The sequence below is a fragment of the Stenotrophomonas sp. Sm10 genome (assembly GCF_030985515.1).
GTDB lineage: Bacteria > Pseudomonadota > Gammaproteobacteria > Xanthomonadales > Xanthomonadaceae > Stenotrophomonas > Stenotrophomonas hibiscicola.
The window spans coordinates 1-12251 of the sequence record NZ_JAPTFO010000099.1; the positions used below are offsets into that span (position 1 = coordinate 1).

General features: G+C 66.5%; 14 protein-coding genes. 12 read left to right on the plus strand and 2 right to left on the minus strand.

The features are described from left to right. Nucleotides 1-171: 171 nt before the first annotated feature. Nucleotides 172-2550, minus strand: coding sequence for a phosphoenolpyruvate synthase (gene ppsA, locus O0J15_RS18800; RefSeq protein WP_111099058.1), 2379 nt, complete (start codon nt 2548-2550; stop codon nt 172-174). 144 nt (nt 2551-2694) lie between these two features. On the opposite strand from ppsA, the gene O0J15_RS18805 reads away from it, so the two are divergent. The 5 genes from O0J15_RS18805 (at nt 2695) to O0J15_RS18825 (ending at nt 6967) form a co-directional block, all read left to right on the plus strand. After that, nucleotides 2695-3516: a pyruvate, water dikinase regulatory protein gene (locus O0J15_RS18805; RefSeq protein ID WP_005417170.1), complete on the plus strand. Its 822-nt coding sequence runs from the start codon at nt 2695-2697 to the stop codon at nt 3514-3516. Between the two features lie 168 nt (nt 3517-3684). Further along, on the plus strand, nt 3685-4194 hold the full coding sequence (locus O0J15_RS18810; protein ID WP_134730765.1) for a DUF1249 domain-containing protein: 510 nt from the start codon (nt 3685-3687) through the stop codon (nt 4192-4194). A gap of 41 nt (nt 4195-4235) precedes the next feature. After that, nucleotides 4236-4724, plus strand: a complete 489-nt coding sequence (locus O0J15_RS18815) for an 8-oxo-dGTP diphosphatase (RefSeq protein WP_005410095.1) — start codon at nt 4236-4238, stop codon at nt 4722-4724. Between the two features lie 143 nt (nt 4725-4867). Then, nucleotides 4868-5482, plus strand: coding sequence for a DUF2239 family protein (locus O0J15_RS18820; RefSeq protein ID WP_227844452.1), 615 nt, complete (start codon nt 4868-4870; stop codon nt 5480-5482). 117 nt (nt 5483-5599) lie between these two features. Further along, a complete protein-coding gene (locus O0J15_RS18825; protein ID WP_227844451.1) occupies nt 5600-6967 on the plus strand; it encodes an MATE family efflux transporter in 1368 nt (455 codons plus the stop codon). 119 nt (nt 6968-7086) lie between these two features. Here the strand turns inward: O0J15_RS18825 and O0J15_RS18830 are convergent, their stop codons facing one another. Then, nucleotides 7087-7731, minus strand: coding sequence for a class I SAM-dependent methyltransferase (locus O0J15_RS18830; protein ID WP_227844450.1), 645 nt, complete (start codon nt 7729-7731; stop codon nt 7087-7089). A 350-nt stretch (nt 7732-8081) separates the two neighbouring features. Between O0J15_RS18830 and O0J15_RS18835 the strand changes: the two genes are divergently transcribed. From O0J15_RS18835 to O0J15_RS18865, 7 genes are all read left to right on the plus strand, one after another. After that, entirely contained in the window at nt 8082-8696 is a 615-nt protein-coding gene (locus tag O0J15_RS18835) for a phosphatidylcholine/phosphatidylserine synthase (RefSeq protein WP_019660264.1), read from the plus strand. A 22-nt stretch (nt 8697-8718) separates the two neighbouring features. Beyond that, nucleotides 8719-9783, plus strand: a complete 1065-nt coding sequence (gene phaE / locus O0J15_RS18840; protein WP_227844449.1) for a class III poly(R)-hydroxyalkanoic acid synthase subunit PhaE — start codon at nt 8719-8721, stop codon at nt 9781-9783. Then, complete coding sequence (gene phaC / locus O0J15_RS18845; RefSeq protein ID WP_134730757.1) at nt 9780-10847, plus strand: class III poly(R)-hydroxyalkanoic acid synthase subunit PhaC; 1068 nt, start codon at nt 9780-9782, stop codon at nt 10845-10847. The genes phaE and phaC overlap by 4 nt, the downstream gene beginning before the upstream one ends. Before the next feature lie 33 nt (nt 10848-10880). Continuing rightward, nucleotides 10881-11249 carry a YfeK family protein gene (locus tag O0J15_RS18850; RefSeq protein ID WP_026347052.1) on the plus strand — a complete coding sequence of 123 codons (369 nt, stop codon included), beginning with the start codon at nt 10881-10883 and terminating at the stop codon, nt 11247-11249. 64 nt (nt 11250-11313) lie between these two features. Next, entirely contained in the window at nt 11314-11517 is a 204-nt protein-coding gene (locus O0J15_RS18855) for a PspC domain-containing protein (protein ID WP_058981420.1), read from the plus strand. Further along, nucleotides 11514-11966: a hypothetical protein gene (locus O0J15_RS18860; RefSeq protein ID WP_019660259.1), complete on the plus strand. Its 453-nt coding sequence runs from the start codon at nt 11514-11516 to the stop codon at nt 11964-11966. Before O0J15_RS18855 ends, O0J15_RS18860 begins: the two co-directional genes overlap by 4 nt. 151 nt (nt 11967-12117) lie before the next feature. Then, nucleotides 12118-12251 (plus strand): transposase (locus O0J15_RS18865; RefSeq protein WP_180877632.1); only part of this gene is annotated, 134 nt, incomplete at its 3' end.

Here is a 12251-nt window from a genome sequence, read left to right on the forward strand (position 1 = left end):
GGGGTGGGAGGTGCGGCGGCGATCATGCGGAAGTCCTTTGTTGCGTAGCGATGTCTGCGTGGGGCAGGGCGTGCGCGGACGCCAGAAACAGCAAGCCCCGCAGAGGCGGGGCTTGCGTGCAGCAGCAGTATGGGCGGACGTCGATGAAAGCGACGTCAGCCCATCACGGCATCAGCCGTTGGCCTTCAGCTTGGCCAGGCGCAGCCAGGTATCAACCACGGTGTCCGGGTTCAGCGACACCGACTCGATGCCTTCCTGCATCAGCCATTCGGCCAGATCGGGGTGATCGGACGGGCCCTGGCCGCAGATGCCGACGTACTTGCCCTTGGCACGTGCTGCCTTGATCGCCATCGACAGCAGCTTCTTCACTGCCGGGTTCCGTTCGTCGAACAGGTGCGCGACGATCGACGAGTCGCGGTCCAGGCCCAGGCTCAGCTGGGTCAGGTCGTTGGAGCCGATCGAGAAGCCGTCGAAGATCTCCAGGAACTCATCGGCGAGCAGTGCGTTGGACGGCACTTCGCACATCATGATGATCTTCAGGCCGTTCTCGCCCTGCTTCAGGCCGTTCTGTTCCAGCACCTCGACGACCTTGCGGCCTTCTTCCAGGGTGCGCACGAACGGAATCATGACCCACAGGTTGTCCAGGCCCATTTCGTTGCGCACGCGCAGCACGGCCCTGCACTCCAGCGCGAAGGCGGCCGAGAAGCTCGGGTCGACGTAACGGCTGGCGCCGCGGAAGCCGATCATCGGGTTCTCTTCGTGCGGCTCGTAGTTGCTGCCGCCGATCAGGTTGGCGTACTCGTTGGACTTGAAGTCCGACAGGCGCACGATCACCGGGTTCGGTGCAACCGAGGCGGTGAGGGTGGCGATGCCTTCGGCCAGGCGGTCCACGTAGAAGCTGACCGGATCACCGTAGCCGGCGATCTTCTCGTCGATCTTCTTCTTGGTCGCGGCGTCCTGGCGGTCGTATTCCAGCAGCGCATTCGGATGGATGCCGATGTGGCTGGCGATGATCATTTCCAGGCGGGCCAGGCCGATGCCGGCGTTCGGCAGCTGACCGAAGTCGAAGGCACGTTCCGGGTTGGCCACGTTCATCATGATCTTCAGCGGGGCCGGCGGCATGTTGCCCAGATCGGTCGTGGTGCGTTCAAAGCCGAGCTTGCCTTCGTAGATGAAGCCGGTATCGCCTTCAGCGCAGCTGACGGTGACCAGCTGGCCATCCTCGATGACCTGGGTCGCGTTGCCCGAACCAACCACGGCTGGCACGCCCAGCTCGCGCGCGATGATCGCGGCGTGGCAGGTGCGGCCACCGCGGTTGGTGACGATGGCCGAGGCGCGCTTCATCACCGGTTCCCAATCGGGATCGGTCATGTCGGCGATCAGCACGTCGCCCGGCTGCACGCGGTTCATGTCGTCCAGCGTCTTCACCACGCGGGCCACGCCCGAACCGATCTTGGCGCCGACGGCACGGCCCTCGGCCAGCACCTTGCCGCCCTTCTCGGTCAGCGCGAAGCGCTCGATCTGGGTGGCGTGGCTGCGCGACTTCACCGTTTCCGGGCGCGCCTGCACGATGAACAGCTTGCCGCTGACACCGTCCTTGGCCCACTCGATGTCCATCGGGCGGCCGTAGTGCTTTTCGATGACCAGCGCCTGCTTGGCCAGTTCCTGCACGTCCTCGTCGCTGATCGAGAAGGTGGTGCGCAGTTCGGCCGGGGTGTCTTCAATACGGACGCGCTCACCGGGGACATCCGAATACACCATGCGGATCGCCTTGCTGCCGAGCGAGCGGCGCAGGATCGCCGGCTTGCCGGCCTGCAGGGTGGGCTTGTAGACGTAGTATTCGTCCGGATTGACCGCGCCCTGCACGACCATCTCGCCCAGGCCGAACGAGGAGGTGACGAACACCACGTCGCGGAAGCCGGACTCCGTGTCCAGGGTGAACAGCACGCCGGAGGAGCCGACGCCCGAACGCACCATCAGCTGCACGCCGGCGGACAGGAACACGTCCTCATGCTTGAAACCGTGGTGCACGCGGTAGGCGATGGCGCGGTCGTTGTACAGCGAGGCGAACACTTCCTTGACCTTGTGCACGACGTCGTCGGCACCGGTCACGTTGAGGAAGGTTTCCTGCTGTCCGGCGAAGGACGCATCCGGCAGATCCTCGGCGGTGGCAGACGAACGCACGGCCACGGCAACGTCGCCGCCGCCATTCTCGGCGCTCAGCTTGGCATAGGCGGTGCGGATGTCCTGGTCCAGCTGCGGCTGCAGCGGGGCGTCGATTACCCAGCCGCGGATTTCCTTGCCGGCGGCGGTCAGCGCATTGACGTCCTCGACGTCCAGCGTGGCCAGCCTGTCGAAGATGCGCTTGGACAGGTCGTTGTGCGCGATGAAGTCCTTGAAGGCTTCAGCGGTGGTGGCATAACCGCCCGGCACCGAAACGCCCAGACCGGCCAGGTTGCCGATCATCTCGCCCAGGGACGAATTCTTGCCGCCTACGCGGGCCAGATCGGCCAGACGCAGTTCGTGCAACCACAGGATGTTCTCGTTCAAGCGCGATGCTCCGTTTGGCCATCGCCCGAGGCGGGCTGAGTGGCCGCGTCCGTAGGAAGAAGCCGATATGATGCCGGGCAGAGCACCGTCGGCACAAGCTTGTGCTGGCGGCCTTTTTAAGCTTCGTAGGGGGTAAAAGCGCGCATGTCGACCATCCGTCCGGTGTTCTACGTTTCCGATGGAACCGGTATCACCGCTGAAACCATTGGGCATAGCCTGCTGACCCAGTTCTCCGGATTCAGCTTCATTACCGACCGAATGTCGTTTGTCGACGACCCCGAAAAAGCGCGTGAAGCCTGCGCCCGGATCCAGGCGGCAGGTGAGCGCTACCAGGTCCGGCCGATCGTGGTGAACTCCTGCGTGGACCAGAGCCTGAGCCTGATCCTGGCCGACAGCGGGGCGCTGATGCTGGATGTGTTCGCGCCGTTCATCGAGCCCCTGGAGCGTGAACTGGCCAGCCCGCGCCTGGCCCGGGTCGGCCAGGCCCACGGCATGGTCGATTTCGATACCTACCACCGCCGCATCAACGCGATGAACTTCGCCCTGACCCATGACGATGGCATTGCGGTGAACTACGACGATGCCGACGTGATCCTGGTGGCGGTGTCGCGCGCCGGCAAGACGCCCACCTGCATCTACCTGGCCCTGCATTACGGGGTGCGCGCGGCCAACTACCCGTTGACCGACGAGGACCTGGAAAGCGACCGCCTGCCGCCGCGCCTGCGCAACTACCGACGCAAGCTGTTCGGGTTGACCATCGACCCGGACCGCCTGCAGCAGATCCGCCAGGAGCGCCGCCCGAACTCGCGCTACGCCAACCTGGACACCTGCAAGCGCGAGGTGGCCGCGGCCGAGACCATGTTCCGCATGGAGCGGATTCCGACCCTGAGCACCACGCATACCTCGATCGAGGAGATTTCCAGCAAGGTGCTGGCCACGCTGGGGCTGCAGCGCGAGCTGTATTGATCCGTGCGCCACGACCAACGGTCGTGGCCTACCTCCGGGGTGATGACCCTCCTGCGCTGGGGCATCGACCCTCCTGCACGGTGGGTATCGACCGTTGGTCGATACCGGGCCCCTTTGGTCGGGGTGATCCCGCCCCCACGTTGAAGCACCAACGTGTAGGATCGACCCATGGCCCGAGCCTTGCCCCGTACCGAACGCATTCCCCGCCTGAGCCGGCTGAGCTGGCTCATGGGCCTGTACGCGGAGAACTACCGCCATCTGGTGCGCCTGTTCGAACCGGCTGGACTGATGACGGGCAGCTACGTCTCCTCGGTCGGCGATGGCCTGGACGTTCGCCTGGACGTGATCGAGTGCCACCGCTACACGGTGGAACTGCGGCTGACCTACGACCTGGCCGACCCGGTCACTGGCGAGCCTGATCCATCGGCCTATGTTCGCCTGTACCGTGACGCGCGCCAGGCCGAGACCACCCACTGCTACGTCGGCCGCCGCTGGCAGGACACCATGGGGCTGTACCCGCCGCCGGCGGAGCTGATCAGCCACCGCATGCGGATGAACACCTTCCTCGGCAAGTGGCTGGAGTACCTGGCCGAGCGCGGCCACGGCGTGGCCACGCTGCGCCGCGATGCCGATGGCGTCGCGGCGCCCGCCGAACGCCGCCTGTCGCTGGTGCGCTGATCGGCCATAATCCACGGCTCACCTGCCGCTGGATGCTGCCCATGCCGTACACCCCGATCGTCGCCACCCTGGGCTACGTGCTGTCGCCCGATCGTCGCCAGGTGCTGATGATCCATCGCAATACCCGTCCCGGTGACCATCATCTGGGCAAGTACAACGGGCTGGGTGGCAAGATCGAACCGACTGAAGACGTCGCGGCAGGCATGCGTCGCGAGATCGCCGAGGAAGCCGGCATCGACTGCACCGGCATGCGCCTGCGCGGCACCATCAGCTGGCCGGGATTCGGCAAGCACGGTGAGGACTGGCTGGGCTTCGTGTTCGTCATCGACAGCTTCGAAGGTACCCCGCACGGCGGCAACCACGAAGGTACGCTGGAGTGGGTGGACCTGGACAAGCTGGACACGCTGCCGATGTGGGAAGGCGACCGCAACTTCCTGCCGCTGGTGTTCGACGCCGACCCGCGCCCGTTCCACGGGGTGATGCCGTACAAGGACGGGCGCATGGTCAGTTGGTCCTACAGCCGGCTGTGAACCAGGGAATCGGGTTGGTGCCAACCATTCCGGGGAGTGCCAATCTGGGTTGGCACGCTCTTTTGGTCGATTAATACCCGGGCAATATTGACAGTCATAAATTACCCGGGCAATATTCGCGCATCACCTCTGATGCCATTGCCATGCCTGCGTCCCGACTCCCTCCTTTCAGTTGTTTCGACGGCCATCGCCTTGTTGCCTGCGGCAGCCCGGAAGTGGCGGCACTGGCGCTCAAGCGGCTGCGCGCCGACAACGCTGCCGGACCATTGCTGGTGTTCGACAACGCCACCGGTCGCACCCGCGATTTCGATACGCGCGGCAGTGACGAGGAACTGCTGGCGCGGGTAACCGAAGCGTTTCCCCCCTCTGACGAGGCGGATGCCGAAATCACTGCCGAAGACGCTGCGACCCCGCGTGGCCGTGGCCGCCCCAAGCTGGGCGTGGTCGCCCGTGAAGTGACCTTGCTGCCGCGCCATTGGGCCTGGCTGGCCGAGCAGCCGGGCGGCGCCTCGGTGGCATTGCGAAAACTGGTGGAGACGGCCAGCCGCGCCGGTGCGGACAAGGACCGCCGGCGTCGCGATGCCGAACGCGCCTATCACTTCCTGCAGACCATCGCCGGCGACCTGCCGGGCTTCGAGGAGGCCATCCGCGTGCTGTTCGCGCACGACCGTGCGGGCCTGGAAGCGGTGCTGCGTTCCTGGCCCAGGGATGTGCGCGACCACGCCCTGCGTCTGGCGTTCGACAGCGCTGACGGCTGATCCATCGCGCCGTCGTTGAGCGGCGGCGCCACCTGATCGCGGGCCACGGCCCGGTCCCTTGTGCTTGCTTTGCTGGTGGAAACGCCGGGCAGGGCAGCGCCTTGCCCAGAGAACCCCATGAACTCCCCTGTACATCCCACGCCCCTGGTCGCGCCGCCTCTGTGGCGCACCTACCTGGCCCTGCTGCTGCCGATGCTGCTGACCAATGCGCTGCAGCTGGCCGCAGGCACGCTGGACAACATCTACCTCGGCCATCTGCTCGGTACCCAGGCGGTGGCCGTGGCCGCTGCGTTCTTCCCGGTCTTCTTCCTGCTGCTGGCCCTGGTGATGGGCCTGGCGACCGGCGCGATGGTGCTGATCGGGCACGCCTGGGGCGCGGTTCGGCCGCAGCAGGTGCGCGCGGTGGCTGGCAGTGCGGTGGCGCTGATCCTTGTGCTGTCGGTGCTGGTGATGGCCCTGGGGAGCGGTTTCGCACCACAGCTTCTGATGTCACTGGGTACACCGGCACCGATCCTCGGTGAGTCCATCGTCTATGCGCGGGTGCTGCTGCTGAGTGCGCCGGTGTTCTTCCTGCTGTGGCTGGCGACGGCCGTGAGCCGCGCGGTGGGTGATGCAAAGACGCCGCTGCACGCGCTGCTGCTGGCGACCGTGCTCGGCCTGCTGTGCACGCCACTGCTGATCCTCGGCTGGGGCGGCCTGCCGCAGCTGGGCGCGGCCAGTGCCGCGGTGTCGGCAGCATTTGCCTCGCTGCTGGCGTTGGTCTGGTTGCTGTGGAGCTGGCATCGCCTGGGGCATCCGCTGGCACCCGGCCATGAGCTGCTGCGGGCCATCCGATTCGATGGCGCGATCATTCGTTCGATGCTGCGCATCGGCGTGCCGTCCTCGCTGCAGATGCTCAGCCTGGCCATTGCCGAGATCGTGTTGCTCGGCTGGATCAACCGCTATGGCTACACCGCCACGGCGGCCTACGGTGCGGTCAACCAGTTGATGAGCTGGGTGCAGCTGCCGGCCATGTCGCTGGGCATCACCGCCACCATCCTCGCCGCGCATGCGATGGGGGCAGGACGTGCGGCACGATTGCCCGCCATTGCCCGCACCGGGGTGCTGCTGGGCCTGGCGATGCTGACGGTCGTGGTGCTGCTGGTGATGGCGCTGGCGCCGTGGCTGACCGGCCTGATCCTGGCGGCGCCGGAGGTGCGCGAACTGGCCGCACTTCAGCTGCGCACGGTGGTGTGGGGCGTACTGGCGATGGGCGGCACCACGGTGCTGGTCGGCGTGATGCGCGGCAGCGGGACTGTGCTGCTGCCGGCGTTGCTGGGCATGACAGCGGTGTTGCTGCTGGAGCTGCCACTGGCGATGTGGCTGCAGGCGCGGCACGGGCTGACCGGCCTGTGGTGGGCGTGGCCGCTGGGACTGGTGGCGATGCTGGTGCTGCAAATGATGTGTTTCGCGAGGTGGCGCAGCCGGTTGCCGGCGGCGGCCTGACCGCAGCGCCATTGCCGGGGCAGCCGGCCAGCGGCCGGCTCCACCGCTCGGTCGGATCGCATCCGGCGAAAATCCACGCCGATGCGGGTCGGGTAGCGCCGGGCCATGCCCGGCGGCAATCAGCGCCGATGCGCCAGCAGCAGGTGGAAATGCTTCTCCCGCGTCTGCCCGTCATTGCCGGCAGCAGTTTCGCGATGGCTGCGCCAGGCCGAGATGTTGAATCCCGACACGCGCATCGCCAGCTCAACTGCGTCCAGTTCGTGCAGCTGGAAATCGGCGGCAAACGGCAGGCTGCGCATGAAGGCCGCATCGCCGAACGCCAGGCACAGCCGCCCTCCCCGGCGCAGTACGCGCGCAAGCTCGTCCAGCACCGGGGCCAGGTTTGGCCAGAAGTACAGGGTGTTGACCGCCAGTGCGGCATCCACGGATGCCTCGTCCACCGGCAGCGCATGGGCATCGCCAAGCCGCATCGCGGCCCGGTCGCCCAGGCCGGCACTGGCCAGCCGCCGGTTGCCGGCCTCGACCATGGCGGCGGACAGTTCAACGCCCAGGTACTGGCTGCCCGGCGCTTGCAACAGCTGGGGCGCGAAGGCCGCATTGCCGGGGCCGATCTCCAGGATGCGTTCGCCGGCCGCCACCGCCAGCAGCCCGATCGCGGCCAGGTTCAGGGCGCTGTTGCTGCGGTTCATCGAGTCGGCCACCGCCAGTGCGGCGTCGCCATGGGGCTGCCGCAGCTGCGCGGCCAGGGTGGAAGCATCCAGCATCGTCGTCGTCCATTGAAGAGATTCGGACGTGGCGGCGGCGGGTCCGCCGATGACCATAGCGCTGACCTTGCGGCTTGGGAAGTAGGGAAACCCCGCTGCAGGGTGATGAGGAAATGTCCAGCGTCGCAGTCGGTGAGATCTGGTTGTCCACAGGGGGTGTGGATTACGCGTGGGCAACTTTGTGGATAAGCCGCGACAGGCTCCACCCCCCTAGGCTGTCAAGATGGGTGGCGAAAAATTCACCGCCGGTGAGGGTGCGTGAGGGAGCAGTGAAGGCCGCGGCCTGCCGGCGCTGTCGCCGGCAGCGGCGCTCGCGGTAACCTGTGGGCCTCGATGCTCCGTGAGACCCCATGAAACGTCACTTCTCGATGCTGCGCGAATTCCAGCTGGCCGACTGGTTCACCTTGGCCAATGCTTTCTGCGGCACCGGTGCGGTGTTTGCCGCAATGCGCTTCCTGCAGGACGGCGAGCGCGGCTACCTGCTGTTCGGCATGGCGCTGATACCGCTGGCCTTCATCTTCGACGCCCTCGACGGCCGCATCGCGCGCTGGCGCAAGTCCAGCTCCACCCTGGGGCGCGAGCTGGATTCGCTGTCCGACGTGATCTCGTTCGGCGTCGCGCCGGCGGCGCTGGCCTATGCATGTGGCATGCAGGGCGGCTGGGACTGGCTGGTGCTGAGCTATTTCGTCTGCTGTGGCGTCAGCCGCCTGGCGCGCTACAACGTCACCGCCGAGGCAATGACCGGCGACGAGGGCAAGGTCACGTATTTTGAAGGCACCCCTATCCCGACCAGCCTGGTGCTGGTGATCGTGCTGGCGATCGCCGCCGGTACCGATGCCATCGGCCAGAACATCTGGTTCGGCCAGTGGCAGATCGGCCCGTGGCAGCTGCACCCGATGGTGCTGCTGTTCGCCCTGTCCGGGTCGCTGATGATCAGCAAGACCCTGCGCATTCCCAAGCCATGAGCCAGCCCTGCGGAGGCCTGCGATGACCAGCTCGGCCCACGACGCCGGCAGCAGTGATTTCGAGACCCTGGCCCGGCAGTACTTCGGCGCCTGGGGCGATGCCCTGCGCCACGCGGGCACGCCCGGCGCACCGGCCGGTGACGACCCCAGCAGCTGGCAACGGCTGTTCGACTGGTGGGGCCAGCTGTTGCCGGAACAGGGCCCAGGCGCGCCGGAAGATGCCGTGCGCCGGTTCCGCGAACAGGCCGGGAGCTGGTACGGCACCATGCAAGAGGTCGCCGCTCGGTTTGCCGGCCGCGACGCCAGCAGTGCCGATGTGGCCCAGGCCTGGCGTGAGGCGGTGCAGGGGCAGGGCGATGGCATGCTGCAATGGATGCTGCAAGGGGCCCGTGGCAGCACCCACGCCGGCGCCGCCGTGCCCGAATTCGCCGCATGGCTGCAGCAATTCCAGTTGCAGGCGGGCCCATGGCTGCAGAGCCCGGCATTCGGCCCCGGCCGCGAGCACCAGGCGCGCTGGCAGGCCCTGCTGCGTGCGCAGGAAGAATACCAGCAGCATTCGCGCGCCTATGTCGACCTGATCAAGCGGGCACTGGACGAGGCCTTTGCGTTGTTCGAGCAGCGCCTGGCCGAGCACGAACAGCCGGGCAGCCAGCTGACCAGCGCCCGCGCGATGTTCGACCTGTGGATCGAAGTGGCCGAGGAGGCCTACGCCAAGGTCGCCATGTCCGAACCGTTCCAGCAGGTGTACGCCTCGCTGGGCAACGCGCAGATGCGCCTGCGTGCCGGCCTGCAGCGCGAGGTGGAACAGATGAGTGAACGTATCGGCCTGCCGACCCGCAGCGAGATGGATGCCGCACACCGCCGCATCGCCGAGCTGGAGCGCAGCCTGCGCCGCCTGCAGGCGCAGGTGGCAGTGCAGGCCGGAACCGCTGCGGTCGATCCGGTTGCGCAGCCGGCGCCGGCAAAAGTGAAGCCTGCCGCGCGCAAGGCCGCGAAGAAGACCGCACCGGCAACGAAGGCGCCTGCAAAAAAGGCGGCTGCGAAAAAGCCCCAATCTCGCACCTCCTCACGGGCGCGTGACCGATGAAGGGACCGTTGGGCTTCAACGCCGATGACCTGATGCAGGAGACCCTGGCCATGCAGCGCAAGCTGATGGAGGGGCTGAAGCTGCTGCCGCAGGTGGAAGACGTGGACTATGGCGTGACCGCGCGCGAGGAAGTCTGGCGCGACGGCAAGGTGGTGCTGTACCGCTTCGTCGGCGAACAGTCACCGACCCGGCGTACGCCGCTGCTGATCGTCTACGCGCTGGTCAACCGTCCGTACATGGTCGACCTGCAGGCCGACCGTTCGCTGGTGCAGAAGCTGCTGGCGCTGGGCCAGGACGTGTACGTGCTGGACTGGGGCTACCCGGATCGCTCGGAGCGCTTCCAGACCCTGGAGGACTACCTGCTGCGCTACATCGATGGTGCCGTCGATGCGCTGCGTGCGCGCAGTGGTGGCCCGGTCGACCTGCTGGGTATCTGCCAAGGCGGCGTGTTCGCACTCTGCTACGCCGCGTTGCGCCGGCAGAAGCTGGGCAAGCTGATCACCATGGTCACCCCGGTCGATTTCCAGACCGCCGACAACATGCTCTCGCACTGGGCGCGGCAGGTGGATGTGGACCTGCTGGTGGATACGCTGGGCAACATCCCGGCCGACCTGATGAATGCCAGTTACCTGATGCTCAAGCCGTTCCGCCTCAATGTGCAGAAGTACGTGGGCCTGCTCGACATCCTCGATGACAAGGCGGCGCTGGAGGACTTCCTGCGCATGGAAAAGTGGATCTTCGATTCGCCGGACCTGGCGGGCGAGGCGTTCCGCGATTTCATCAAGCAGTTCTACCAGGCCAATGGCCTGATGAAGGGCACGGTACGGATCGGCGACGAAGCGGTGGATCTGTCGCAGGTGACGCTGCCGGTGTTGAACATCTACGCCGAGCAGGACCATCTGGTGCCACCGGACGCCTCGCGCGCGATGCGCGGGCGCCTGGGTACGGATGACTACACCGAGTCCAGTTTCCGCGGTGGCCATATTGGTATCTACGTGTCCGGCCGCGCGCAGCGCGAAGTGCCGGCCACGATCGATGGCTGGCTGAAGGCGCGCGACCTGTAGAGTCGGGCCCTGCTCGACTGACTTGGAGGGATGATGACGTACCGGATTTTGTTGATTCTTGCGGTACTGCTGGCAGCGCCACTTGCCCAGGCCGCACCCAGTGCGGATGCACGGCGGGAGATCGCCCAGTTGATCGCCAGCCTGGACGGCTCGCAGTGCCGGTTCCAGCGCAATGGCAGCTGGTACGACGGCAGCGATGCGCGCGCCCATCTGCAGCGCAAGTACGACTACCTGCTGAAGAAGGACATGGTGGACAGCGCCGAGCAGTTCATCGAGCGCGCCGCCAGCCAGAGCAGCATGAGCGGCAAGCCTTACCGCATCCAGTGCCCGGGTCAGCCTGAACAGACCGCAGCCACCTGGTTCGGCGCACGCCTGCAGGCCCTGCGCCACCGCACGCCGTAGACATCGGGGCGGTGTAGAGTCCAGCCATGCTCGACTGCCTTGTCCGTTTCCCGGAGCCGCTGCCATGAACACCACGCCCAAGACGCTGTCGCGCTCATTGAACGATCGCATGATCGCCGGCGTGATGGGCGGCATCGCCCACCGCTTCGGCTGGAACCCCACGCTGGTGCGGATCGTGTTCGTGCTGATATCGATTGGCTCGGCCGCCTTCCCCGGCATTCTGATCTACCTGATCCTGTGGCTGCTGATGCCGAACGAGGCCGATTGAACACGGCCGCTCGACCCTGGCCGCTGTGGCTGCGTGCGCTGCAGATGCTGGGCGCAGCATGGACGTTGCCCAATTCGCTGCTCGGCCTGATTGGCGGCCTGGCCGGTATGCTCGGCGGCGCGTCATTGCGTTGGAGCGCGCGCGACTGTGCGCTGGTGTTCGACCGCTGGCCGTGGGGGCCAGGCGGGGCGATCACGCTGGGGAACGTGATCCTGCATACCGGCCATGACCTGGGCATTTCCTGCCGCACCTATGCGCATCAGGCGGGGTGGGGCGTGGAACCGCTGATCCGGCTGGATGATCACGAACGTGCGCACGTGTACCAGTACATGGTGCTGGGCCCGCTGTACCTGCCGGTATACCTGCTGTGCGGCGGGGTGAGTGCGCGCAACCCGTTTGAACGGGCGGCCGATCATTTCGCCCGGTTCGGGCGTGGCTGGTGGCCGTAGGTTCCAGCCAACGGCGCAGCCCCTCGTGGCGTGGTCGCGGAATACGTTTCATGCGATTGGGCCGGGCGGGATGGGTTCGCGGGACACGCCGTAAACCCATCCATGAAGTGACCCCCGGGAGTTGGACGCCAGATCCAACCCCGAGGGATACATGAACAGGTACGACGCTCGTTTCAAACTGCAGGTCGCCAAAGAGGCCTGCAAGACGTCCACATCAGTCAAAGCCGTTGCTCGTCGCCACAGCCTGGAGGCCTCCACGGTCAGGCGCTGGGTGGCGACCTATCG